Source organism: Psychrobacter submarinus (assembly GCF_904846685.1).
GTDB lineage: Bacteria > Pseudomonadota > Gammaproteobacteria > Pseudomonadales > Moraxellaceae > Psychrobacter > Psychrobacter submarinus.
In genome coordinates, this window is the sequence record NZ_CAJHBQ010000001.1 from 1,400,275 (window position 1) to 1,424,940 (window position 24,666).

Sequence of the window (24,666 nt, forward strand, 5' to 3'; positions counted from 1 at the left end):
CTACTGAGTTTATATAAGACTATGTTGATATAAGACTATATTAATCTAAAACCACACTGATAGCAGTATAACGTATTCGCCTACATGCTAGAAGGCGCAGTCAGCCCTAATAGATTTAGACCATTAGCCAGTACTTGCCGAACCGCCTTTGACAAACGTAGGCGCGCCTGCATCATATCTAGCTCCTCAGCGCTCGGTGTCGCCCCTGAGGTCAAGCTCATAGGCAAGATACGGTTGGTGTCATACCAGCCGTGGAACAGCGCGGCTAACTCTTTGAGGTAGTTGGTCAAAATATGCGGCTCATAACCTGTTGCGGCGCGCAATAAAGTCGCAGGATAAGCGGCCAGCAGTTTAATAAGCGCCTCTTCGCTTGGCGCGCTCAGCAAGTTTTGCTGCGCTGCACCTACGCTGTCATCAACGCTCAGCCCGCTAGTTTCTAGTTTTTCTAATACGCGGCAGACGCGGGCGTGCGCGTACTGAATGTAGTACACTTGATTGTCTTTGCTCTGGGATTTGGCCAGCTCTAAGTCAAAGTCTACATGCACCTCAGGCTTACGCGCCACATAATAAAAACGCGCAGCATCATTACCGACCTCTTCACGTAGCTCACGCAGTGTCACAAACTCCCCAGAGCGCGAAGACATGGGTACTTTTTCGCTGCCGCGCCATAAAGCAACAAACTGCACTAACACCACATCCAAACGCTCGGCGTCGATACCAAGAGCCAATAGCGCTGCTCGGACTCGCGGCACATAACCGTGATGATCCGCGCCTAAGACATCGATAACTTTATCAAAACCACGGTCAAACTTGTTTTTGTGATAAGCGATATCGGAGGCAAAATACGTGGTCTGACCATTCGCGCGGCGCACTACCCGATCTTTTTCATCACCAAAATCTGTCGATTTAAACCAGACATTACCGTCTTTCTCGTATAGGTGGCCTTTGTCTTCTAATATTTGTAGCGCCGGCTCAATCTCATCAGTGATTGATCTTTCGCTAAACCAGCGCTCATAACGCACGCCAAAATCGTTCAAATCGTCTTTAATATCAGCCAAAATTCCCGTCAACGCGGCATTAAGAAACAACTCATAGTTCGCGCCTAACAATGCTTTACTATTGGCAATTAAGCCATCGATATGCGCCTCTTTGTCACCTGAGATCAGCTCCTTGTCACCGTTCGCGGTGATATCGTACTGAGCATCTGCCGCAACGTCTTTGGCGACTTGTTCAAAAGAATGCACGTAACTGTTGCCGTGCTGCGTCTTTACCATCTCTGCGATATCGCGGACATAGTCGCCTTTATAAGCGTTAGAAGGAAAAGTGACGCTCTCGCCGTTCGCCTCTAGATAGCGCAAATAAGTACTGGTCGCCAAGATATCCATCTGCCGGCCGGCGTCATTGACATAATATTCACGGGTAACGTCATAGCCGACGGCTTCAAGCAAATTGGACACACTCATACCAAAGGCGGCGCCGCGCCCATGACCGACATGCAGGCTTGAGGTCGGATTGGCGGAGACAAACTCGACTTGCACCTTTTGCCCTGCGTACTGTTCACTAAGACCAAAGCGGTCTTGTAGAGCGAAGATATCCTCTAAAACGGCAAACTTAGCATCACTGTTCAAAAACACGTTAATAAAGCCAGGCCCGGCGATATCCACTTGACGGATATCTTGGTTGTCAGGAAGCGCATTTACGATTTGCTCCGCTAGCGTGCGCGGATTTGTTTTGGCGGCTTTGGCAGCGGTCATCGCGATGTTACTGGCAAAATCGCCGTGACTTAAATCCTTGGTACGAGTAATTTGGCTCTTATTTTGCCAATCAGCAGGCAATACGCCGCCTTCTTTTAGAGTTTGGACAGCATCATCAAACAGGGCGGCTAAAGTATCGATTTGGGCTTGTGACATAGGGGTATGAACTCAGATAAATAGGACAAAAAAGTGATAACCCGTAAATATAACAATCTTTGGGATTTATTGCATCACAATTGACAAAAATAGTAGCGCTGTGTGCTAATTTACGCACATAAATGGCTTAACGCTACTTCGATGACTACTTAGTCGTAATAACCAGCGCCTAGCGGTTGTCCTACAGAGTTGATACACGCATATCACAGTGATAGAAGTTATAATGCTACCCAACTTATACCATAGGATATAGATATGTTCGCCATTGCTGCTAGCACAGTCACCAATTGGGGCCTGTATATATTACTACCGATATTTATCGCTTTTTTATTCTTTATTATGTTCGATATCTCTAAAAAATCCAACGCCGGCCGCGCGGGCACCTTTTGGATATTTTTGGCACTCGGCGCTGGGTTTATGGGCTTTTTACTCAAACTATTACTTGAAGTAGCCTTTAAGAAATGGCTGATTTAAGGGGCTAGCCCTTCACTGACAACCACTTCGCTGATAACCACTTCACTGACATAAGTGGGCATACCCCAAGCGCCGCCTGCTTCTATCAGGCGACATAACCCTGTGGTCTGCTCAAGTGCTTTTGCAAAGGTTTTGCCATCCCAAACCCAGTGAGTCATTGACCAACAGTCGCCTAATCCGCGACCTTTATGCGCCGCGAATATCTCGCCATCGTCATAACGACTACCTGATGTAGTAATCAGCTGCGGGTTTTGGGGATGCGTATTATCTATAAGCCAGTAACCGCTGCCAAAATTATAAGCGCCCGTCCAACAGCTATGGACCGCTAACGTATACTGACTATCTACGGGTATAAACGTCCAGTTAAGCTCACTTGGGCTATACTCTTGGATCCTTTGGTAGGCTTTGGTTTTTGGATTGACCAGCTCACACTCTCCCATCCTCTCTTTTGTACCCATTAACTCCTCAGAGTCAATATCTACCCATGTATCGATATTGTCTTGAAAATAACTCAAGGTCGATGGTGCAAGCGGCTGCTTGTCTGGGTCAGCATATACAAAGGCTTTTTTGATGATAGGTTTGGCATTAGCCGCTTTTGGAGTTTGCCGATTGGGATTATTCTTACTGACTAGTGCAAGCGATGTGCCTACTCGGCCTTGGACGTCGTCTAATTTCAATAATACAGCGGCCATACCTTTGTCAGATATTTGCCAGTGGTAATCACCTCTTGCCAACACTATTTTAGTATTTTGGCGAGCGTGTCTGATAAGTTGAGCCGTTTGCTTGCTAGTCAGCTCTCCGTTTTCAACCTCACCATAAGGCTTATCATTTAGCCATAATTCAACAGGCTCGTTTGCCGCGTTAATTTGCGCGATTATCTCGTCTGATGCTTCCCAGTAGTTCAGTGAAACTTGCGTACGTGGTGTTTTCTCACCTGCCGTTACGGTCATCAAAACACTACCGCGCCAATCATCTACTTCATCGGTATAACCGGCTGCGCGGCAAGTCAAAGTATTATCACAGACCAGTTGCCAATCACCGCTAACAAAGCCGCTGCCCTTGAACGCATCCCCGTAGGCGTCTGATGCGGCAGCAGATAGTGATGCTGCGGATAATAAGGCACTAACGCTCGCTACCCTCAAAAAAGATAAGATTGTCATCTGTCACATTCCTTATGCCAAATAAACATGCTTTAAAAACCTCACCGCTTGGCGATAAGCGTCGCGCGCTTCGGCGCAGGATAGCCCTCAATCGTTTTACTCTGATCATTGGAATCAAGAAAATCTGCCAGCGATTGATAGGTCATCCATTCGGTCGCGCGCTGTTCCTCTATCGTCGTCACATCGATATCGACGCAGCGCACCTCACGAAACCCTACCTTTTCAAGCCAACCGATTAGCGCCGCAACCGATGGCAAAAAGTAGACATTATTCATCTGCGCGTAACGATCATGTGGCACTAGTACCGTATTAGCATCACCATCGATTACTAAAGTCTCAAGCACTAGCTCACCGCCTTTGACCAGCTGACCGCGCAGCTGCTGTAGATGCTCAAAAGGCGACTGCCGATGATAAAGCACCCCCATACTAAATACCGTATCAAACAGCTGACTGTGCTCCGGCAGTACCTCTAAGGGTACGGGAATATAGTGCGTGCGATAATTACCTGTATCATTCATATCCGCTGCACCAACAAAATGCCGAATCGCCATAAACTGATGATAAAACAGGCAGGACGGATCAACGATAATCACCGTCTGAGCACCTGCCCCCGCCATGCGCCAGCCGTGATAGCCTGAACCGCCACCGACATCGAGTACCCGCCGACCTTTTAGCGGACTCAAATGCGGCGCTACCCGCTCCCACTTCCAGTCGCTATGCCACTCAGTATCTATCTGAATGCCTGAACTCTCATGACCTATTTGAAACGGTCCCTTTCGCCACGGCATTAATTGCTTAAGTAGCGCTAAAGCTTGCTTACGCTCAGAGTCATTAAGAGGAGCGTTAATAGTAATAGCTGAACTATTTAAATTCACGCTATCGACGTTTAAATCAGGCAACCGCGCCACCGAGGACTGATAAGCGGGCGCATGCGCATAGTTGCGCTTATCTTTGATAGCGGTGAGCCATTCGGGTAATTTCGTCAGCCACTCATAAGCACTGGGCTGCGTCTCAGCGATGGTCAACAAGGTTAAATACAGTTCGCGTTCAGCATTGGCAATGGTGTTGTTGGTCATAAAGTTTCAAGTTTCGCTTAGTTATCGTTGGCCAGATAAGAGGAAGAACAAAGAGGAAAAGATGAGCCTCAAGTTTAGCGCATTTTAATGGTCGTGAAATCTGCAAGGCATAGGTTATTTATTTTTAAGGATTGGATAAAAACCGCTTATACATGAAGCTTGCCGTAGAATAGCGGCATATCTAAAAAAGCTGAATCCACCCCTATTTAAACGCTACAATCGACACAAAGTTTAAAAACTGAAACCAGGTTAAATGCCGCTTAAAACCAACGTAATGTAGACGCTCGTGATGCTGCTCTAAAGTATCAGTAATCAGCACATTTTCAAGCGCGTTACGTTTACCACTGATCTCCATCTCGCTATAGCCATTGGCGCGTTTAAAGTCATAATAACGCTCAATGAGCCATGCATCATATTGCTCATCGAGTGTGTGCGTTTTCTCCGTCAAGACCAAGATGCCGCCTTCTTCTAGCGCGTTATATATCTTCTTTAGCACTGCGACTCTATCGGCGACAGGCAAAAACTGTAGCGTGAGATTGAGAATAACCATATCGCAAGCCTCAAGCTCGATATCGCGAATATCAGCAGTGATGACGTCGATATCGTGCTCAGGGTAATTATCGCAGAGCAAATTTTTGGCTTCGCTGGTCATGGCAGGTGAGATATCTATTGCCTTAACCTGTAAGTCTGTTGACTCAAACTCGCCTGCCAAAGCCATTGTGGCGCCGCCAAGCGAGCAGCCTAAATCATAAATACGGCTCACTTTTTGACCGTTATTGTTTTGCTGACGGTACTTGCAATGACGACGCGCAAAAATAGGTAGCATCGCTAATACTTGCCCGTAGCCTGGCACGCTACGGCGAATCATATCAGGAAAGCAGGCAACCACTTGCTCATCAAAGGAGAAGCGCGCCACTTTATCTAGTGGCGTGGTAAAGGGCTTATCGAATAGCGTATCGGGTTTGACGCTAGGCTCGATATCAGCTTCTGGAGAGGAATTAGAGTGACTCATGGAACGGCTCGTTTGACAGATAGTGTTATGGTAGAACATTTAGCAAAAGCCCATTATAACATTACTGTTTGTTACTCATAGCTCAGAGCCTGCTTGTTATGCTAAATAGGTAAAACTAAGCATTATAAGTGTACAGTCAAAATCGCAAGATAGGCTTGGTTTAAATGATTAATAATAGGAAATGTTATGCAAACGATTATATTAGGTGGCGGCTGTTTTTGGTGTACTGAATCCGTTTTTCAATCTGTCAAAGGCGTACAGTCCGTGGTATCAGGATATATGGGCGGCGAAGCCACTACTGCCAATTATCGCGCGGTCTGCGGTGGTAATAGTGGTCATATCGAAGTGGTCAAGGTTGAGTTCGATGACGCTATCGTGCCATTAGAAGTGATTTTAGATATCTTTTTTGCCACTCATGATCCCACCACCAAAGACCGTCAGGGCAATGATGTCGGCAGCCAGTATCGCAGTGTCGTCTTCTATACTGACGAAGAGCAGCAAAAGCCGACCATCGATCGCACTATCAATAAATTACGCGATATGGGTATCGATATCGTCACAGAAGTGCACCCTGCTATCGAATTTTATGATGCTGAAGAAGAGCACCAAGACTTCTTCAATCGCAACCCGAACCAAGCTTATTGCAATTTCGCCATTCCGCCAAAGCTCACCAAATTACGTCAAGAGTTCAAAGAGTACATGGTCGCTTAAACGTTGTTGAAGCCCTAGTTATAGATACCGTTATAAATAAAGCCAAGTGTAAAGACACTTGGTTTTTTTATGCCAATTAGCGGTGTGATATCGTTATGTCTCCATAAATTACGTTAAGGAAAACCGCATGAATCCAGAATTTTGGCAATCGCGTTGGCAGGAAGGCCGTATTGGCTTTCATAAGTCGGAGGTCAATCCGCTATTGAAGGCGTATTTTTCGACTTTAAATGTAGCCAAAGGCGGCCGAATATTAGTGCCGTTAAGCGGTAAATCCCTCGATATGGCTTGGCTGACGCAGCAAGGTTATGAGGTGATTGGTATCGAGCTGGTCGAGTCGGCGGTAGAGGAGTTTTTTGCTGAACAAGGGATTACTCCTACAGTGACTCAGCCTAGCAATAACGCGGATATTAAACGCTATCAAGGACAATTATCAGGGCAGACTATTGAGCTGTGGGTCGCCGATATTTTTGCGCTGACAAGCGAAGACGTCGGTCAAATTGATGCCGTTTATGATAGAGCAGCACTGATAGCCTTACCGCCAGATACGCGCCCGAAGTATTGCGAACATATACTTAATATAAGCGATAACGCGCCGCAGCTTCTGGTCACTATCCATTATGATCAAAGTCAAAAGGATGGCCCGCCATTCTCAGTCAGCCCTGAGCAAGTGCGTCAGTACTATAGCGATACTTATCAGCTCACTGAGCTTGAGGACAACCCCTCAATCTTAAACGCTAATGCGGCACTAAGCGTCACTGAGCATGTTTGGTTATTGACACCTAACGCTGATAATAATAACCCTTGAGATAGAAGCGCAATATGAAAATCTTAGTGTTACTAGGGCGTGTTGAACATTCACAAATGCGCACTGCTGATTGCTAAAATAGTTCTAGTCTAAGTGAAAATTGCAGGTAATGCTTATTGCATTGGCTAGATTTTCGCAACGACTAGGGCGATTTTAGCATCAGCCCTCACGATAACAACAGGGACAGGACTATTTTTTTGCCGCTTTATTGATAAAAATAGACGTTTAGAACGACTAAACTTACCATTTTTATCTGCAAATCGCCTAAAAAATAGTCTCTGTCAGTGCCATGGTCGAATGTTCAACACGCCCTAATGAGTTTGGCGGCATTTTTGCTAGTGACGCTACCCGGTCCCCTTTACAAATCTGGCTTAGTGGAGTTGGGAACTGCTTTTGCGGGCTTCAAATATGCGGTTATCACTGGTATTGCAGCGCTGATATTACTTAGCGTGCTGATGTTATTTAAGCGGCAGACCGTGACTTTTACCAGTGCAGCGGTCGCGATAGTCTTCTCTCTCATCGCAATCCTTATACCTCTGAGAATGATGATTACGGCTAATAGCGTGCCGGCTATTCATGATATCTCAACCGATATAATGACGCCGCCTGAATTTGTCGCTATCGCTCCGCTACGTGCTGATGCTCCCAATCCAACGACTTACGTAGGTCTTGAAACTGCCGAGAAGCAACGCGAAGCTTATCCTGAGCTTCAGACTTTGCAGTATTCACAGCCGAAATCGGAGCTCGTAGCCGCTGTTGAGCAGGCCGCTAATAACTTAGGCTGGCAGCTCGTTAATACGAATGCAAGCGCAGGTGTCATTGAAGCGACAGATAGCACTATGTGGTTTGGGTTTAAGGATGATATTGTCGTACGTGTGCTTGACCAAGGCGGCGAGCGTCTGGTCGATATTCGTAGTAAATCGAGAATGGGTAAGAGTGATCTGGGTAAAAACGCCGAGCGCATTAGTGGTTTTATTGAGGAATTGGATCAGGTTTTGGGAGAGTAGCTTTTTACAACAGGTGTAAATAGAAGTCCCAAATTTCGTTTAGGGCTTCTATTTACTATAAATTACAACTGCGCCACCGTTTCTACCACTTTAAAGCTCAGCTCATTGTCTAGCGCTTTGAAATGCGCTCGACCACAGCGGATTTTTTGTTGTTGCGGTAGTGGTAGCTTGGCGATATCTACCGCATGACCTGTTGCACTTTTGCCACCTGTGTTCTTAGTTTCGGCGACAAAGTATAACTGGCTTACATCCTCATCTTCTTCTTTAATCACTGCCCAATCCGGATTATAGCTGCCAAGTGGCGTACTAATCTTAAACCAATTGGGCAGCTTAAAATAAAAGCGCACGCTCTCCATACTCTCACAATCGTTTGCAAACTGGTGCTCAGTATTGGAGTCCAGCGGTATTAAGTTGTCAAAAATCGTCTTATGGGTATCGGTAACCCCGAAATGATCATCACTGGCGTAGACATCCGCCGGCTGAGCTTCTAAGCTCTCTAATAATCGCTGAGCATATATCTGACCGTTTTTTTGATACTCAATGCCTTTTACCATCAGGTCAGTCTGGGCTTGTTTAATAATCGCTACCAAGCGCTCTAGAAAAACTTGGGGGTTGATCAGCATTTCATCGATACGCTCGCTTTGGCGCAATATCTCTATCAAGGTGGCACGAGTCAGCTTGGTATGACGAGCCAGATAAGCCAAGATATCAGGCAGTTGCCACGTGGGTTGGGGCACGTTTGAGTCAGCATCAGTGTCGCTACCATCATAGCTATTATCCGTTGTATAATGCTGGCGTTGACTATTGACGGCCAACAAACTGCTCTCCACGCCTTGTTCACTCATCGTAAGGCGTACTTTGTTAGCCTGAACTTGCGGTGCGACTATTTCTGCCATATCGGCTATTAGGCTGGTAACGGCAGTGATTAATTCATCAGTATTAAAGCGTACTTGATACTGAGTCTTTTGTTTAATCTTATCCCAAATGGCTTTGAAGTTATCATCGAGCATAAAGCCTTTACGATAACGAACGGCTTGCTTGTGCGCTTGATTTTTCACCCGCCCTGCGAAGCTCACACCGCAATCATCTTGAATCTCATTTTGCAGACTTTTAGCAAAGTCATCATAGCTTTCGTTGGCGACGACGGTCAGTATATTGATTTGCTTGTCATAGACTCTATGACCATCTGCACCGACACATAGACGCAGACCACGACCGATTTCTTGGCGTTTTTTTAGGGTAGATTTGGTCTCGTTAAGGGTGCATATCTGGAACACATTGGGATTGTCCCAGCCTTCACGCAATGCCGAATGGCTAAAGATAAACTGCAGCGGATTATTTAGATTCAGCAGCTTTTCTTTATCTCGCATGATTAGGCTATAAGTATCATCATCGCCCTTAGTGTTACCAGAGGTGTCTTTAGCGCGTCCCTTGTTATCGACAGAAAAATAACCGTTATGAATATCGCTCACCCCAGCCTGATAATGCGCCGCTAATTGCTGCTTTAAATCACGATATTTAGGCTTGTCTAATAACGTCTGATATATCTCTTCAAACCACTGGGCAAATTTACCTGAGCGCGTATAGCCATCTGTTTGGTTAACCAGCTCATTATTAACAAGATAGTTATCAACGCGGTCAATAAACAACAAGGACAATACTTTAATGCCTTGCGGCAAGAGCTTACGCTGCTTGTCCAGATGCGCCTCAATGGTGCGCTCGATTTGATACCGCATAACGCTATCACTCATGCCACCAGTTTGCTGACCCTTATAAATCACCACACCATTATCAAACTCAATGTAGCCCTCCACAGCGTTAGTGCCGCTGACAATGTAACCATTGGCATATATTTCACGCTCGGTCTTTTTATAGAGATCATCGTTGTCACTGATGCTGATGGTTTTCTTTTTGACCACGCCTTTGACGTTGGCATAGACGCTGACCTTGGCGGTGATTTTGGTCTTTTTAGCGGTGATGTCGAGCAGCTCAATATAGGCCTCATTAAAGGCGTCATCGCTCATCACCGAATCGACTTCGATTTGCTTGACCAAACCTGCATCATAGGCTTTGACTGGATTTAGGCTATAGAGCAGATGACGGCTGTACTTGTGCGTCGCTGAATAACGCAGGGTAATCAGCGGATGCAGGCTAGCTATAGCGTCCAAGCGCTTAGTCGTTTCCATATTTTGCGGTTCATCGACGATAACGATAGGATGGGTTGCTTGGATATATTCAATCGGGGCAACGCCTTGTTCACGGACTTGGTTGATGATGTTTTCGTCTTTGGCAAAGGCGTCAATGTTCATCACGAGGATTTGCACGGTTTGACTGGTGGCAAAGTCGCGTAGCCTGTTTAGATTTTTGCTATCGTATATACGCGCATCCACGCGGGTATTGTCATACAGGGCGGCAAAATGCGCTTTGGTCATCTCGATAGACTTCATTACGCCTTCACGAATCGCTACTGACGGTACGACGATCACAAACTTACGCATGTCATAAGTCTGATACAGCTCGTAGATGCTGCGCAGATAGACGTAAGTCTTACCCGTGCCGGTCTCCATCTCTATAGAAGCGTTTAGTCCATATTGGGCAAGGTTTTTGTCATCGTCATAGAGCGTGGTTGACGGCTCGATATTATGCTCACGCTGCACGGCTTGGATATTATCCAGCACTTGCTCATCGCTAATAATGCGCTGATTGGCGATGGCTTGACTGCTGATTTGTTGACTGATGACCGCCTGACTACCTGAGGCGTCTATTGGCTGAGCTAAGGCAAAATTATCGAGCGCTGCGCTCGTATCTAACTGTGAGGGCTGTCCACGAAATATATCAACCACGGCATTGATAGCGTGGCTTTGGTGTTCAAGGTTGGGTTCAAAGGTGAGGGTTATCATGGTGGTTTTGGCACTTTTATAGGGGTATATTGGTAGTTTCGTGCGTGGTTTGAACTGCTAAGGATTGCTTAGGAGTTCATTTTACTTTATTTTATTGTGATTCCAAGTTTCTAATATAAAGAGTGCTAAGCTGTGAGCAGAGTTTACCGCCAATCTAGCATGTCGTGGTTCAGGCTTATACATCTTTCTACCTTGTCCATGCGCTGAACTTCCATGTGTCCTTAACGCAGATATCCCATCCACAATTGAATACAGACCAGATATTACCTTTTTCAAGTCATCGTCCTGTAGTTTACTAGGGTCAAAATTCAAATCTTGGCTAACTACTTTCCATAAGAATCTTAAAGTTTGCTTACTTGGCATGGATAGTTGTTCGTCATCTATATAAACCTTACAAATAGATTCTAGAATATTACAAGCAGCAGATATAGCTTCTAATGGTTCACTATCAACACTTTTCAATGCTCTTTCAAACTCTAAGTTTATAGCTGGAATATCTTTTTCTTGAATTAAATCCTTTAAGTTTTGACTTGAAACTGTGCTTCCAACAATAATATTGCCACCTCTAACATAAGTTAAATTATACCTAGATAATATCTTAATTAATTTTTCTTTAAAAACCTGATTTTCTTTCAGCCGATTTTTAGCATAGGTATCAAAAAAAGATATCTCATCCTCTTCGGGAAGCTCCATATATTTTTCTAATAACTTACCTAGTACAACTAAGGGCTTAGGCGACTCTTTATTGACTCTTAATAACCACTCTTGAACCTTTGCATTTTTATTACCTTCAGGTGATTCACCTGGTGCATCAGCATACAAAAACAAACTGTTTAAAGTAGCATGTGTTTCTAAATCAGGTAGGTTGTCTGCTAATACTGAAATAATTGGACGGGGTATTTCTGTTCTCATACTATTACCTAATCTTGAATAGCTAAAATTACTTACTTTGAAAAGAAGGGATAAGCTATACCAATTATAGTTACCAAAATACTAATTATCGTCAAAGCCATATTTAGTTTTTTACTGAACTGACTTTTAGCTTCAAGTATCTTAATATTGTAGGCAAGATTTGATAAGACCGTTTGCTGGGGTTCATCTAAAACTTTTTTTAAGGCTTTAACTTGTACTGAGATTGGTTGTGAAATATCGTTATATATTTCGTCTGAATTATAATCTGCGTATACTTTCTTGAAATAGTTGAGTTTTTCATTATTTTCTGAATTTTCGTGGATATGACTCAATATATGTCTTATCAGTAACTTAAGATACTTAGTTTCTATACGTTTATCTCTTAATAAAACCTCTAACAAATCAATATCATATCTTTCATAGTCTTGATTGTCCGCTATTTTTTCTGCTAATTTCTTTGCTTTTAATTGTTGATACATTTCACTTGCAAAAAAGGGAATAAATAGACCAAACATCACTGCCATTAGCAGATAACTGACATAACTAATTAATTCTAACCAACTTCCCATTATATACCCTTACGATACCAACGGTTCAAAAACCAAAATCTCAACACCATCCAAATCACCTAAAGCTTGCTCAATCTTAGGTTTAACCGCTTGCCAGTCTAGACCACCATTGCCTGCGCCAAGTGCTGGAATGGCGATAGATTTCACCTCATTTTCAATAATGAAGCGCCGTAAATCTTGCAAACCTTCTTCAATCCAAATCATCTGTGACGGATTGCGCCAATGCTGTTTAGTAGGAAAGTTAACTATCCATTTTGCGCCTATCAATTCATTAGTGTTGGTGACAAACATTTTACCTGTTTGTACTTCACCTGATTTACAAGCCTGAGCATATTCTTGCATATTTTTAGGAAAGCATTTTTTGAAAATCAGCGCAATGCCTTTACCCATAACGCCTACTGTATTAACAGTATTTACAAGCGTTTCGACGTCCGCATCTAATAAATTTCCGCTAGTATAATAAATCATAATAATCCCACCCCCTAAACACACCCAACCACAAGCCCTGCATCCTCAAACTGCAACACGATATTCGCTTTGTTAGCGTCATCGCTAAAGGCGCGATCCATAATCAACGTTTTATTGGGAGCGCGCGCAATGATTTGTGTGGCTTTGCTAGTGGTCATATCGTCTAAGACGATCGCTAGGCGCATTGCCGTGTCGGTAGTATTTTCTGACGCTTTACTATTAAACAAACTTTGATTCAGCGCATCGTTTTGGGTGACCAGATAATAGCCGTCGACCTCTATAACATCTGCGGTCAAGGTATAGCCTTCTTTGAGCATCAGCTCGGTAATGATACCGTCAGTGGTGGCATTATCAACGATAGGGTCAAGGTGTTTTTCTAACTGCGCCATTAGGCTGTCGGCATCGTAACTGGCAGGCTGTTGCCACGGGATAAAGTTACTGTCGGCAAGTTTGTACGCCTTAAAACCAAAATCCAGCGCCTTGCTATCGACGGATTCAGGCAGCTCGGAGGTAATATGAGCAGCGGCACGGCGAATACGCTCTTTGGATATCTCGGCGATATTAGGCGGCATATTATTGTTAATGCAAAATTCATAAGCGCTTTGATTATCTTTGGCATCAATGACTTCGGGGATTTGTACCATAATAAACTTGCGCTTACCTGCTTTGCCATTTTCTGCATCTTCAGCATTTAACGCCATAACCGCGTGAGCGGTGGTTGAAGAACCTGCGAAGAAATCAAGGATGATATCATCAGAACTAGATGAAATTTTCATTGCTCTTTGTATTAATCGTATTGGCTTAGGATGGTCAAATATTTTCTCACCCATTAGTTTTCTTAACTCTTGAGTAGCTGACTGTGTATGACCGACATCCTTATAACCCCATAAAGAAATTGGTACAACACCGTCGTTTGTTTCTGTTAGAAACTTCTTAACAGAAGGTACATTACTACCATCTTTACCAAACCAAATTCTATTATCTTTAATCAACTTTTCTAAGTTTTCTTCACTCGTATTCCAACATCTTCCTTGGGGCGGACTGACAACACGACCTGATGGTGTTGTTATCTCATAGTCGTAATCTTGATTGTAGGTAGCAACAGACAAGTCAGAACTTTTCCAGACTCCTCTTTTATCGTCATCTGGATTTTTATATCTTTTTATCTGTTCCTCATTTAAAGGCAGTAAATTTCTCTCAAAATTATTCAAACTTCTGGCATAACAGAGTATTTGTTCATGATTTAATGAAAAGTAGGTAGCATCATTTTGAGGTGAATACTTTTTTTGCCAAACGATTTCAGCTACAAAATTCTCCTCGCCAAATATCTCATCCATCAGCAAGCGCAAATTTGCCACTTCATTGTCATCTATCGACACAAAGATAACGCCATCTTCACGCAGCAAGCTCTTTGCCAGTGCCAGCCTTGGATACATCATATTTAGCCAATTGCTATGATACTGACCGTTTTCTTTTCGATTTGATTGCATCCCGTCGCTATGAGTGAGATTACCGTCTTCATCGGTTTGCCCTGCTCGCGCCTTATAGTCCGCAATGCTCTCGCTAAAATCATCGGCATAGACAAAGCGGTCATTACCCGTATTGTATGGCGGGTCGATATATATCATCTTGATACCGCTGTGATAGCTCTTTTGTAGTATCTTTAGCACCGCCAGATTATCACCTTCGATAAATAGATTTTGCGAGGTATCAAAATTGACTGATTCATCAGGCTCTGGCACTAGCGTCTGACTGGTTGGAGTTTTTAGCTCACGATACACCTGATGCTTGCCCGCCCAGCTTAGTCCATACGCCTCTTGCGCGGGTGCAATATTCTGCTCAGATAACAGCGCGGTGAGTTTATGGATATCAAGCTGACCTTCACTAAATGCTTCTGGCATTATCTGCTTGAGCTGTGCAAGAGTTATATCTTGAGGAGTTTGACTGGTAGGATGTATCGGATTACTCATAGTTGCGGCTACACTGTTCGTGAAAGGACAAGATGATTAAAGTATAGAAGTTAGCATCGGGACAGTATAGCAATAGCACTATGGATAGTGCGACTTTTTCGGCTATTCAGACGACAGCAAATGACGTGACAAAAAACTCAGTTCTCATGTAATAACCTCACCCCTACGTCAGCTTATCGTAACCAAGCCATGCTCGTACTTTTCTTTATTATCGATATTGGTTACTCTAATTAAATCTTTGATTTTATGCTCTGTTTTTCACCTTTACAGGATATCTCCATGCGTTTGACTCAGCTCTCCACCCTCTCTCTATTGACCGCTGCTATTGGTCTTAGCCTTACTAGCACCGCGCAGGCCGCTCGTCCGCCTGCACCTGACTTGTCTAATAGCGAATTTCAGCAGTGCTTAGATGGACTCAAAAACTCCAGTAAATTTCGTAGTGTCGATAGCTTCACCTTTAATAACTACCGCCCAAGCCAGCCTGATCCGAGCGTGATTCAATCGCTGAACTATCAGCCTGAGTTTCAAAAAGACGTTTGGGACTATTTATCCGCGCTAGTGGATAAAGAGCGCGTTGAAGACGGTATCCGTGCCAAACACCAATGGCGTGATACGCTGCGCCAAATCGAGTCGCGTTATGGCGTAAAAGCGGAGCATGTACTCGGCGTTTGGGGTGTTGAGTCCAATTTTGGCCAGACTTTAGGCAAAAAGCCTTTGTTTGAATCCTTAGCGACGCTGTCTTGTTTTGATCGTCGTCAAAGCTACTTCCAAGGTGAGTTTGCCAATGCACTCAAAATCGTGCAGCGCGGTGATATTGCGCCAAATGATATGACCGGTTCTTGGGCGGGCGCATTTGGGCAGACGCAGTTTATGCCGAGTACCTTTTTAGAGCTGGCAGTTGATTTTGATGGTGATGGTCGCCGCGACCTCGTCAATAGCGTGCCGGATGCACTCGCTTCTACGGCTAACTTTTTGGATAACCGTGGCTATCGCACAGGCGAGCCGTGGGGTTATGAAGTCAAGCTACCTGATGGTTACTGGGCAGCATCAGACCGTAAGAACAAAAAATCGATGAGCCATTGGCGTAATCAAGGGTTGACCCTAGCTGATGGTCGTCCACTGCCTTACGATTTAAATAGCGCCGGATTACTCTTGCCAGCCGGTATCGATGGACCCGCTTTTTTAGTCGGCAAAAACTTTGATACTTTTTATTCGTACAACGCCTCAGAGAACTATGCCTTAGCGATTGCCCACTTATCTGACTTGATCACGCGTGAGGACAGTAGCAAAACTGACTTTATCACCGCTTGGCCGACCGACGATCCAGGTATCAGCCGTCAACAAGCCAAAGACATCCAGCAAGCGCTACTAGACGCAGGTTATGATATTGGCGGCGTTGATGGGATTATCGGAGATAATACCCGAACCGCGATTCAGCAATATCAAACCAGCCGCGGTATCTTCCCTGCTGATGGCCGCGCCGGTCAGAAGTTTTATCGTACCATCATTGGCAGTGCCGCCCCTCGCCAAAGCCAGTATGGTAATCAATATGGCCAACCAGTCGGCAATCCGTCTATCAATAGTCAGCCTTTAAATCCAGCACCTGCCGATCGTATGGGTCAGCTGATTCAGCGGCAGACGACCACGCCTAATGTTTACTCCCCGCAGCCTTCTGTGCAAAGAACGATACAGCCTGCTAGTAACAATGGTAATATCCGCTATCGCCGAGTGACTAATAGTGATGGCAGCGTACGTCTTGAGCGTATTAACTAAACCCTATTAGACTTTAGACTGACATAAAAAAACCACATCAAGTTGATGTGGTTTTTTTAACTATTAGATATTGTCGTTTATACAATAGGCGGTGGATTAGGCTCGCCATTATCGCCGCCCCAGTTTTCACGAGCTTTGTCATCGAGATCAGCAGGTGTTTTTGGCTCCCACTTGCCGTTTTCTTTCCAAGTGTCATCGCCCCAATCTTCATCTTCTTCCTTTCTATCCAAGTCCTTATAGGCTTGACTCGGGTCGATACCGCGGCGCTTCATATCAGCGACTTGCTCTTCTAGCGTGCGAAACTGATCGGCATCATGCATGGCTTTTTCTAACCCATCAATCTCATGCTTTAGTTCATCACTTTTTGAGTTGCTCATTATGCTCTCCTTAATCAAGTAAAAATCAAGTAAATAATTTACAGAATATATCGTATAAGACTTGCGTCTATTTATACTAAATAGTCATCAGACCTTATTTTATTATTCTTATATTTATAACAGCTACTTAATACAATCATTCCATACGATCATTTAATACGATTGTTTAATAACAGCTATTTCGTCCAACAGTCATTCCTATTATTATGAATATAGACAAGTTTAACAAGCGTTGGCACGTATGCTTTGTATTACGAAACGTAGCTCTGCTCAACTCTATTGCAATGTTAACGAATGCTTAGCGGTATTTTTCGGTGATAAGAGGTGTTATAGACGATAGGATCTTGTGCGGAATGCCGATAAGCGGCGCGTGCTAATCTTGAGTAGAGGAGTGTTATCTATCCTTATCGTTGGCTTTATTTTCTGCTAATAACTTTTTGGCGTAAAAAGTCAGACTCCACAGCTCCTTCGTAGAGCGCACCCCAGAGCCAGCGCTTTTTATCTGAATCCAGTTGGCGGCTACTAGTAGTCGTTGCAGCTTATCTAAATCGCTCTTTATAATCTGACAGCGAGCGACAGCATGAACTTTAGGCATGAGCCGTTTGATATCACGCTCAGCCTTAGCAGCAATTAACCGGTTGAATTGACTTTGCAGACCATAACTTGAAAAAACAGCAGGCAGGCCGCCTAAAGCTAGCAAAACATCTTGCCAAGTGAGCGACATGGTCATCATAACGTCAGTTAAATTACCATCCTCGTAGGCTTGAGCGCTGTACTCGATATCGAAAGCTGCGCTCGGCTCGATCATTGTAGTGACTCTATCGCTAGCTTCATAACGGTTATTAGTCTGGCGACGAGCACTTGCTAGATGACCTGCTTGAGGGTTTAAACTTCCTTGAGTATTCGCCGCCGTGCTACTATCAAGGTCCCTAACCTTTATCCACTCTGGCGCTAAATTCGACTTTTCTATCATATCAGCGTGTATATTATGTAATAGCTGCTTAATGTCTGTATTGTCGTCATAATAGTGCACCTGATTGTTTTTTTGCTCTACCATACGAATAAAACCTTTGAGGGACTCACTGACCACGTCCGGATCATAATGTCTTTTTATGAGCGTCATCATAGGCTTGATACAAGCCTTGGCATTGAAGTAACTCAAGTGCATTTGACTAAACCCGGTATTTTGCACCGCGCCATAGCTATCGCCAATCACCATCAGTACATAATCACAAGCATCAACGCATTGCCGACCGTATAACGCTGACTGTGATAGATGCGTTGAGAGATCATACGTCAGAAATGCTCGCGACTGAAAAAACACTGCCAAACTATCCAAAATCAGGGGCTGACTGTGGGCAACGCAGATAACATGAATGTGATATCGACGGTTTGACAAAGTGACCTCTACAGTATTTAGCGATGCTCATGCTCTCACTTATGCTTGCAATCATACTTGCTACTTGCACAGTGTCTAAACACAGCTTTATTATTATATATTTATCCTAACACAATACGGTTAGGCGTTTTTTCAATACTCAACCGAGTTTTTAGATATTTTTCTTGTTAGGCGACGTATTGAATATTGATGCGCTCACCAAGCAGGCGCTTGATAACTTGACCCAAAGTCTCATCATACTTACTGGCATAAAGCATTAATGCGTTGTTCATCTCAGTGTTATCTGACGCCGCTAACAGCTGTTTTTCTATTAGCAAGGATCGCACTCGAGCAGCGATTGCCTGTCCTGAATCTACTACCGTAATCGGCAGCTGTTGCTCAGCTATCGCTTGCAACAAAAATTCCTTAAAAAAGGGATAGTGCGTACAGCCTAGCACTAAATAGTCAATACCGTCATCAGCCAATTGCTGTAGCTGTTGCCGCAAGCGAAGAGCCGTTGGCGAGATGATAGGCATCCCCGCCTCAACCCACGGCACTAATTCTGGATCGAAGTATTTGCTCACTGCTATGTTGTTTGGCTTAGCCACCTCTTTGATGACTTGATTGAGTAAAATCCCTTCAAGAGTCGCTTTGGTTGCCATAACAGCGACACGGCCGCTAAGGCTACCTAACACCGCAGGCTTGAGCGCTGGTACTAACCCTACGATAGGTATCTGCGGGTAGCGCTCGCGGGCTGTCGTCAGCGCATGCGCAGACGCGCTATTGCAAGCGATGACGATAATCTTGCAGCCTTGCTCATATAACCAATGCACTGCGGTTAGCGTCAACGCTTGGATATCTTGGCTGTCGCGATTACCATACGGGACGTGCTTGGTATCGGCATAATACAAATAACGCTCGGCAGGGAGCTGCTGAGCCAAATGCAGATACACAGACAAGCCGCCTATACCTGAATCAAAGACGCCTATTGGTGCTTCATTAAGAGCTTGATTTGACATATGCTCTGGTACGCAAGTTGAGGCCGCGTTTAGCGCATTATCCATCTTATTTATAGTACGAGCATTGCTTAGCTCGCCATTAGATGCTGCTTGGTTATTCATTTTGGCCATATTGTTTTTATAAATAGTATTATCGATAGGGAACTTTAAGCCGGAACTTATAGCGGCGTCATTTATCACTCGCCTTTGATATGCTCAAGTCGCCTCATAGCTTAACTATCGCCGGTTATCTATATCCTAGTGTACTGGCACTTTTATCAGATGAAGAGTATATACTAGATAACGATGATTTATTCTCAATCTCGACAAAACATAGTGAGTAGAGGATGAAATGAGTTTTGGGTCTTATAAATATTACTCACAAGCGGTAAAAGCTGGAAACTAGACTAAGCCTTTATAGTGCTGACCTTTAAAGTACTAGCCTTTATAGCACTAGCCGCTATAGTTTAATTATTCATCTTAAGGCATGGAGAGCTGATACTCTTGACCACCACTTTTTAAGGTCAAAACCGTCGTTCCTGCCTGCTCACTCAGCGTACCGATGTCTGTTAAATGATAAAAAGTATTGCGACCGATCAGCGCCTCTAGACCATTACGTACCATCATATAAGGGCGAATTTGCTCATCAGCATCATTGTGAGTGTGAGAATCGTCTTTGCTATCACTATGAAAAGCCCGTAGCTCTATAGGATGCTTGGGATCTAGGCGGACGACATCGCCGGTTGAGGTGGTAAATTCAAGCCAGCTGACACCTTCTTCGTTGACGATACCGACATCATTGATGAGCAGCGGCGCGTCTTCGACGGTGATGCGTAGTTTTTGTACTGGCGTTTTCAGAAAATACTCTGCTTTGCCGCCTTGATCTTCTTTCCATAAAATAGTTGCAAATAGACTGACTAGTGACTCACGCGTCATATGTGTACCTTCGTGCCACCATTCGCCATTGGCTTTTATCACAAGGTCCATATCCATAACCTGTTCAGGATGCCATTTTTCTAACGGCGGTATACTACGACCTTGACGAGAGCCTGATGATGACTTTAAATAGTGGCTAAGCGCCTCCATGTTAGTTAGGTCCGATGGTATATCCTGCATGGCTTTGGCGGTATCGTCAGTATTTTTTCTGTCGGATTTATTACTCTTATCCATAAGGCAGTTTCCTTGTTAGCGATATATTATTCATTAAAGTTTGCTATAGATGATTGAGTGATACGTTTTAGTTTTAGGTCAAGCGGCTCAATATCTTTATACTCATGATAGCGTTTACGCTTCACCTTAACACTGATGTCCATAAATGCGTATCGTGTTTGTGGTGTTTTTCTTTTATAATGAGTAACGATTTTTTGAACCAGTTGTGTGAGCGTCCCTTCAATTACGATCACAAAGACAGCTTTATCGAGTAGCCCAATATCTTAGACAGCAAATAGAGCAAGTCTTATTCAATGACATTGCGAATAATGTTCTGAGATAAGCCACTAAGAATTTAGGAGTAGGTATGCAAGAACAAGACAAGCAAGTGCCAGTTGTAGATGCAGAATCTGATATCACTAATGAGGTGGTAACGACAGAAGCTACTGAAGTAGAAGCGAATTCGGTGGATAAAGCAGAAGTAGTGGCAGAGCCAGTCGCCGAAGAAGTGGTTGTCGAAGAACCTGTAGTTGCCGAAGAGCCCGTTGTCGAGGAAACGGCTGTAGAAGAGTCCGTTACTAACGAGCCAGTCGTTGAAGAAGCAGTTGTCGAAGAGCCCGTTACTGAAGAACCAGTCGCCGAAGAAGCAGTTGTACAAGCACCTGAGCCTGAGCCAGAACCCGAGATTGAACGCGAATCAATGGAGTTTGATGTTATCGTTGTCGGCGGCGGACCCGCTGGCCTATCTGCTGCTATTCGTCTGCGTCAACAGGCTATCGCAGCGGGTAACGATGAGTTTATGGTTTGTGTGGTCGAAAAAGGCTCTGAGTTTGGCGCGCATATTTTATCAGGCGCGGTTATCGAGCCGCGCGCCCTAGATGAACTAATTCCGGACTGGAAAGAGAAAGGCGCACCGCTTAATGTCCCTGCGATTGAAGATCGCGTTTATATGCTTGGTTCGGCGACCAAAGCCACAAAGCTTATGGATTCAGTGGTTCCAGCCCTCATGCATAATGACGGTAATTACATCGTCTCACTAGGTAATGTCGTACGTTGGCTCGCTGAGCAAGCTGAAGAGCTTGAAGTGATGATGTTCCCAGGCTTCCCTGCTGCTGATATTCTCTATAATGATGATGGTTCGGTCAAAGGTATCTTGACTGGCGATATGGGTGTTGCCGCTGACGGTGAAGAGAAGCCAAGCTTTGAGCCTGGTTATGAGCTCCTAGCAAAATACACTATCTTCAGCGAAGGTAGCCGCGGCCATCTAGGCAAACGTTTGATCAGCCGTTTCGGACTTGATAATGACTCTGACCCACAGCATTATGGTATTGGCCTAAAAGAGCTTTGGGACATCGATCCTGCTAAGCATGAAGAAGGCGTGGTACTGCATGGCTCTGGTTGGCCGTTGAGTGATACCGGATCTTCTGGTGGTTGGTGGCTCTATCATGCCGAAAACAATCAAGTCAGCTTCGGTATGGTCATTGACTTATCTTATTCTAACCCGTATATGTCACCGTTCGATGAGATGCAGCGCCTAAAACTGCATCCACTTATTCGCAATATCTTAGAAGGCGGCGAGCGTATCTCATATGGAGCACGAGCGCTGACCAAAGGTGGCCTCAACTCTTTACCCAAGTTTACCTTCCCAGGTGGCGTGTTAGCAGGGGATGACGCTGGTTTCTTAAACCCAGCCAAAATCAAAGGTACGCATACTTCTATGAAGTCGGGTATGCTCGCTGCTGAAGCTATCTTCGAAGCGATAGAAGCCGGCCGTCAGCATGATGAAGTAGTCGCTTATAGTACGATGTACAAAGAGTCTTGGTTGTATCAAGATAACTATGAGGCACGTAACTTCTCGCCGGCTATGCACCGTATGGGTCAATGGATGGGCGGCGCGTTCAACTTTATCGACCAAAACCTGCTTGGCGGTAAGATGCCTTTGACGATTCATGATAACTCGCATGACTATCATCACTTAGAGCGTGCAGCTCATGCATATCAGCCTACTTATCCTAAGCCTGACGGCAAACTTATCTTTGATAAACTCTCTTCAGTGTTTATCTCAAATACCAACCACGCCGAAGATCAGCCTGTGCACTTGAAGCTAACAGATCCAACGGTACCTATCGCTATTAACTTACCCTTATATGCTGAGCCTGCGCGTTTATACTGCCCAGCTGGAGTTTATGAAGTGGTGAAAGATGCCGAAGGCGCTAAGTTCGTTATCAATGCGCAAAACTGTGTGCATTGTAAAACTTGCGATATCAAAGACCCCTCGCAGAACATCACTTGGGTAACCCCAGAAGGCGGCGGTGGTCCTAACTATCCGAACATGTAAGCACTAGCCAAACATGTAAGCACTAGCCAAACAGGCAAGTACTGACTTTAAGCTAAGCAATACTAAAAAAACCGCTCTTATCTAAGAGCGGTTTTTTTATGCTTATGCAAAGTAAAGATAACGTCACGGCAACGCCTAGTTAGCACTTAGTCAATCCAAGCATCACGATTGGCCTCGTCTTTTAATTTGACAAAATCATCTGGATCAAATTTGATTTGATTCCCAGTCTTGCCCGCTTTTACCTGCCGCTCATAGTCACGTAGTATTCTGAGTGCCACTGGCGATAATAGCATGATAGCCACTAAGTTGGTCAATGCCATGAGTCCCATTGATAGATCAGCAAAGTTCCATATCGCAGGTAAGCTGGCAATAGCACCGACGAACACCATCGCTAATACCATAAAGCGGAAGACCATAATCATCACTTTGGCATTCTTACTGCCAGAGATGAACTCAAGGTTAGACTCACCATAGCTATAATTAGCAATAATGGAAGTAAATGAGAAGAAGAAAATCGCAATGGCCACGAAGATAACACCCCAATCACCGACGTACTGAGATAGAGCTAACTGCGTGAGCTGAATACCTTCTTGCTCGACATTGGGGTCCACCACGCCTGACAGTATGATAATCGAAGCGGTGGCCGTACAGATGACTAGCGTATCCATAAACACCCCAAGCATTTGCATAAAGCCTTGCACCGCTGGATGATTGGGATTGGTTTGGGCAGTAGCCGCCGCATTAGGCGCTGAACCCATACCAGCTTCGTTAGAGAATAGACCACGCTTAATCCCATTAATGATAGCTTGAGCGATGCCATAACCTAACACTCCGCCCGCGGCTTGCTCAAAACCAAATGCGGATTTGACGATTAAAGCAATCGCTGCAGGAAACTGGCTAAAGTTAGTAATGATAATAAACAGCGCTAATAAGATATACAAAATCGCCATTATCGGAACGATTTTACCTGCAATACGCGCCACTGAGCGTAGACCACCGAATACTACTGGTGCCACTAACACTACTAACAACAAACCGGTCATCCAAGTCGGAATACCAAAAGCTTCATTCGTCGCTTGCGCGATAGTATTAGACTGCACGCCATTGAATGCTAAGCCAAAAGCAACTAGCAGACAAACGGAGAAAAATACCGCCATCCAGCGCTTGCCTAGACCTTTTTCGATATAATACGCAGGACCGCCGCGATAGACATTATCCGTATGCGGTACTTTGTAAGCCTGCGCTAAAGTCGATTCGATAAAGCTGGTCGACATACCGACTATTGCCGTTATCCACATCCAAAAGATAGCGCCCGGACCGCCTAAATAGATAGCAATCGCCACCCCAGCTAAGTTACCAGTACCGACGCGCGCGGCTAGCGATGTCATCAAGGCTTCAAAAGAGCTGATGCCGCCATCTTTGCGTCCTTGATTAGACACCCATAACAGCTTCCACATATGTCCAAAATGCCGAAACTGCATAAAACGTGTCACTACCGTAAAGTACAGACCCGCGCCAATCAGTACAAACATCAACAAGCCATACCATGGATTGCTAGCGATCAACCAATCATTATTACCCCAAATAATACTCACACCGTAGTTCACTATACTGTTGAACCACTCTGCAATACTTCCACCCATGGTGTCACCTCTTCTCTTTATTATTGATACCAGTAT

21 protein-coding genes are annotated in these 24,666 nt (G+C 44.6%); 6 read left to right on the top strand and 15 right to left on the bottom strand.

Annotation, left to right across the window (positions count from 1 at the left end; all coding sequences use genetic code 11):
- Positions 1–80: 80 nt before the first annotated feature.
- Positions 81–1,910, bottom strand: a complete 1,830-nt coding sequence (gene argS, locus JMY03_RS06190; protein WP_201601983.1) for an arginine--tRNA ligase — start codon at positions 1,908–1,910, stop codon at positions 81–83.
- A 255-nt stretch (positions 1,911–2,165) separates the two neighbouring features.
- On the opposite strand from argS, the gene JMY03_RS06195 reads away from it, so the two are divergent.
- Complete coding sequence (locus JMY03_RS06195; RefSeq protein WP_201601986.1) at positions 2,166–2,384, top strand: DUF2788 domain-containing protein; 219 nt, start codon at positions 2,166–2,168, stop codon at positions 2,382–2,384.
- Here the strand turns inward: JMY03_RS06195 and JMY03_RS06200 are convergent.
- From JMY03_RS06200 to cmoA, 3 genes are all read right to left on the bottom strand, one after another.
- Positions 2,381–3,544 carry a DUF1176 domain-containing protein gene (locus JMY03_RS06200; protein WP_201601989.1) on the bottom strand — a complete coding sequence of 388 codons (1,164 nt, stop codon included), beginning with the start codon at positions 3,542–3,544 and terminating at the stop codon, positions 2,381–2,383. The genes JMY03_RS06195 and JMY03_RS06200 overlap by 4 nt on opposite strands.
- A 41-nt stretch (positions 3,545–3,585) precedes the next feature.
- Positions 3,586–4,620: a tRNA 5-methoxyuridine(34)/uridine 5-oxyacetic acid(34) synthase CmoB gene (cmoB, locus tag JMY03_RS06205; RefSeq protein ID WP_201601992.1), complete on the bottom strand. Its 1,035-nt coding sequence runs from the start codon at positions 4,618–4,620 to the stop codon at positions 3,586–3,588.
- 202 nt (positions 4,621–4,822) lie between these two features.
- Positions 4,823–5,632: a carboxy-S-adenosyl-L-methionine synthase CmoA gene (cmoA, locus tag JMY03_RS06210; RefSeq protein WP_201601995.1), complete on the bottom strand. Its 810-nt coding sequence runs from the start codon at positions 5,630–5,632 to the stop codon at positions 4,823–4,825.
- Between the two features lie 186 nt (positions 5,633–5,818).
- Here cmoA and msrA point away from each other — a divergent pair, with 186 nt between their 5' ends.
- The 3 genes from msrA (at position 5,819) to JMY03_RS06225 (ending at position 8,155) form a co-directional block, all read left to right on the top strand.
- Positions 5,819–6,343 (top strand): peptide-methionine (S)-S-oxide reductase MsrA, encoded by a 525-nt coding sequence (gene msrA, locus JMY03_RS06215; RefSeq protein ID WP_025646261.1) that lies wholly within the window; start codon positions 5,819–5,821, stop codon positions 6,341–6,343.
- Positions 6,344–6,470: 127 nt separating this feature from the next.
- A complete protein-coding gene (tmpT, locus tag JMY03_RS06220) occupies positions 6,471–7,148 on the top strand; it encodes a thiopurine S-methyltransferase (RefSeq protein ID WP_025646260.1) in 678 nt (225 codons plus the stop codon).
- Positions 7,149–7,462: 314 nt separating this feature from the next.
- Entirely contained in the window at positions 7,463–8,155 is a 693-nt protein-coding gene (locus JMY03_RS06225) for a DUF1499 domain-containing protein (RefSeq protein WP_201601997.1), read from the top strand.
- 62 nt (positions 8,156–8,217) lie between these two features.
- On the opposite strand, the gene JMY03_RS06230 is transcribed toward JMY03_RS06225, so the two are convergent.
- From JMY03_RS06230 to JMY03_RS06250, 5 genes are all read right to left on the bottom strand, one after another.
- Positions 8,218–11,055, bottom strand: coding sequence for a restriction endonuclease (locus JMY03_RS06230; RefSeq protein ID WP_201601999.1), 2,838 nt, complete (start codon positions 11,053–11,055; stop codon positions 8,218–8,220).
- Positions 11,056–11,136: 81 nt separating this feature from the next.
- Positions 11,137–11,967, bottom strand: a complete 831-nt coding sequence (locus JMY03_RS06235; protein WP_201602001.1) for an abortive infection family protein — start codon at positions 11,965–11,967, stop codon at positions 11,137–11,139.
- 32 nt (positions 11,968–11,999) lie between these two features.
- Positions 12,000–12,536 carry a hypothetical protein gene (locus JMY03_RS06240; RefSeq protein WP_201602003.1) on the bottom strand — a complete coding sequence of 179 codons (537 nt, stop codon included), beginning with the start codon at positions 12,534–12,536 and terminating at the stop codon, positions 12,000–12,002.
- Between the two features lie 9 nt (positions 12,537–12,545).
- On the bottom strand, positions 12,546–13,004 hold the full coding sequence (gene darG, locus JMY03_RS06245; protein ID WP_201602005.1) for a type II toxin-antitoxin system antitoxin DNA ADP-ribosyl glycohydrolase DarG: 459 nt from the start codon (positions 13,002–13,004) through the stop codon (positions 12,546–12,548).
- 14 nt (positions 13,005–13,018) lie between these two features.
- On the bottom strand, positions 13,019–14,974 hold the full coding sequence (locus JMY03_RS06250; protein WP_227675499.1) for a site-specific DNA-methyltransferase: 1,956 nt from the start codon (positions 14,972–14,974) through the stop codon (positions 13,019–13,021).
- 279 nt (positions 14,975–15,253) lie between these two features.
- On the opposite strand from JMY03_RS06250, the gene JMY03_RS06255 reads away from it, so the two are divergent.
- Complete coding sequence (locus tag JMY03_RS06255) at positions 15,254–16,747, top strand: lytic murein transglycosylase (protein ID WP_201602007.1); 1,494 nt, start codon at positions 15,254–15,256, stop codon at positions 16,745–16,747.
- Positions 16,748–16,824: 77 nt separating this feature from the next.
- Here the strand turns inward: JMY03_RS06255 and JMY03_RS06260 are convergent, their stop codons facing one another.
- The 5 genes from JMY03_RS06260 to JMY03_RS06280 all read right to left on the bottom strand — a co-directional run bounded on the left by JMY03_RS06260 (position 16,825) and on the right by JMY03_RS06280 (position 20,903).
- The gene (locus JMY03_RS06260) at positions 16,825–17,124 is read right to left on the bottom strand and encodes a hypothetical protein (RefSeq protein ID WP_201559272.1); all 300 of its coding nucleotides are present in this window, start codon (positions 17,122–17,124) and stop codon (positions 16,825–16,827) included.
- 394 nt (positions 17,125–17,518) lie between these two features.
- Entirely contained in the window at positions 17,519–18,523 is a 1,005-nt protein-coding gene (locus JMY03_RS06265; protein ID WP_201602010.1) for a DUF4062 domain-containing protein, read from the bottom strand.
- Between the two features lie 167 nt (positions 18,524–18,690).
- The gene (gene murI, locus JMY03_RS06270) at positions 18,691–19,521 is read right to left on the bottom strand and encodes a glutamate racemase (RefSeq protein ID WP_227675523.1); all 831 of its coding nucleotides are present in this window, start codon (positions 19,519–19,521) and stop codon (positions 18,691–18,693) included.
- A gap of 459 nt (positions 19,522–19,980) precedes the next feature.
- A complete protein-coding gene (locus JMY03_RS06275) occupies positions 19,981–20,670 on the bottom strand; it encodes a DUF1285 domain-containing protein (RefSeq protein WP_201602016.1) in 690 nt (229 codons plus the stop codon).
- Positions 20,671–20,696: 26 nt separating this feature from the next.
- Positions 20,697–20,903 (bottom strand): hypothetical protein, encoded by a 207-nt coding sequence (locus JMY03_RS06280; RefSeq protein WP_201602019.1) that lies wholly within the window; start codon positions 20,901–20,903, stop codon positions 20,697–20,699.
- Between the two features lie 446 nt (positions 20,904–21,349).
- Between JMY03_RS06280 and JMY03_RS06285 the strand changes: the two genes are divergently transcribed.
- On the top strand, positions 21,350–22,987 hold the full coding sequence (locus JMY03_RS06285; RefSeq protein ID WP_037059361.1) for an electron transfer flavoprotein-ubiquinone oxidoreductase: 1,638 nt from the start codon (positions 21,350–21,352) through the stop codon (positions 22,985–22,987).
- Between the two features lie 146 nt (positions 22,988–23,133).
- Here the strand turns inward: JMY03_RS06285 and JMY03_RS06290 are convergent, their stop codons facing one another.
- Positions 23,134–24,630 (bottom strand): alanine/glycine:cation symporter family protein, encoded by a 1,497-nt coding sequence (locus JMY03_RS06290; RefSeq protein ID WP_201602021.1) that lies wholly within the window; start codon positions 24,628–24,630, stop codon positions 23,134–23,136.
- Positions 24,631–24,666 lie beyond the last annotated feature (36 nt).

Excerpts from the sequence above, each read along its gene's own strand:
- argS (WP_201601983.1), bottom strand. The coding sequence starts at position 1,910 with ATGTCACAAGCCCAAATCGATACTTTAGCCGCCCTGTTTGATGATGCT.
- JMY03_RS06195 (WP_201601986.1), top strand. The coding sequence starts at position 2,166 with ATGTTCGCCATTGCTGCTAGCACAGTCACCAATTGGGGCCTGTATATA.
- JMY03_RS06200 (WP_201601989.1), bottom strand. The coding sequence starts at position 3,544 with ATGACAATCTTATCTTTTTTGAGGGTAGCGAGCGTTAGTGCCTTATTA.
- cmoB (WP_201601992.1), bottom strand. The coding sequence starts at position 4,620 with ATGACCAACAACACCATTGCCAATGCTGAACGCGAACTGTATTTAACC.
- cmoA (WP_201601995.1), bottom strand. The coding sequence starts at position 5,632 with ATGAGTCACTCTAATTCCTCTCCAGAAGCTGATATCGAGCCTAGCGTC.
- msrA (WP_025646261.1), top strand. The coding sequence starts at position 5,819 with ATGCAAACGATTATATTAGGTGGCGGCTGTTTTTGGTGTACTGAATCC.
- tmpT (WP_025646260.1), top strand. The coding sequence starts at position 6,471 with ATGAATCCAGAATTTTGGCAATCGCGTTGGCAGGAAGGCCGTATTGGC.
- JMY03_RS06225 (WP_201601997.1), top strand. The coding sequence starts at position 7,463 with ATGAGTTTGGCGGCATTTTTGCTAGTGACGCTACCCGGTCCCCTTTAC.
- JMY03_RS06230 (WP_201601999.1), bottom strand. The coding sequence starts at position 11,055 with ATGATAACCCTCACCTTTGAACCCAACCTTGAACACCAAAGCCACGCT.
- JMY03_RS06235 (WP_201602001.1), bottom strand. The coding sequence starts at position 11,967 with ATGAGAACAGAAATACCCCGTCCAATTATTTCAGTATTAGCAGACAAC.
- JMY03_RS06240 (WP_201602003.1), bottom strand. The coding sequence starts at position 12,536 with ATGGGAAGTTGGTTAGAATTAATTAGTTATGTCAGTTATCTGCTAATG.
- darG (WP_201602005.1), bottom strand. The coding sequence starts at position 13,004 with ATGATTTATTATACTAGCGGAAATTTATTAGATGCGGACGTCGAAACG.
- JMY03_RS06250 (WP_227675499.1), bottom strand. The coding sequence starts at position 14,974 with ATGAGTAATCCGATACATCCTACCAGTCAAACTCCTCAAGATATAACT.
- JMY03_RS06255 (WP_201602007.1), top strand. The coding sequence starts at position 15,254 with ATGCGTTTGACTCAGCTCTCCACCCTCTCTCTATTGACCGCTGCTATT.
- JMY03_RS06260 (WP_201559272.1), bottom strand. The coding sequence starts at position 17,124 with ATGAGCAACTCAAAAAGTGATGAACTAAAGCATGAGATTGATGGGTTA.
- murI (WP_227675523.1), bottom strand. The coding sequence starts at position 19,521 with ATGTCAAATCAAGCTCTTAATGAAGCACCAATAGGCGTCTTTGATTCA.
- JMY03_RS06275 (WP_201602016.1), bottom strand. The coding sequence starts at position 20,670 with ATGGATAAGAGTAATAAATCCGACAGAAAAAATACTGACGATACCGCC.
- JMY03_RS06285 (WP_037059361.1), top strand. The coding sequence starts at position 21,350 with ATGGAGTTTGATGTTATCGTTGTCGGCGGCGGACCCGCTGGCCTATCT.
- JMY03_RS06290 (WP_201602021.1), bottom strand. The coding sequence starts at position 24,630 with ATGGGTGGAAGTATTGCAGAGTGGTTCAACAGTATAGTGAACTACGGT.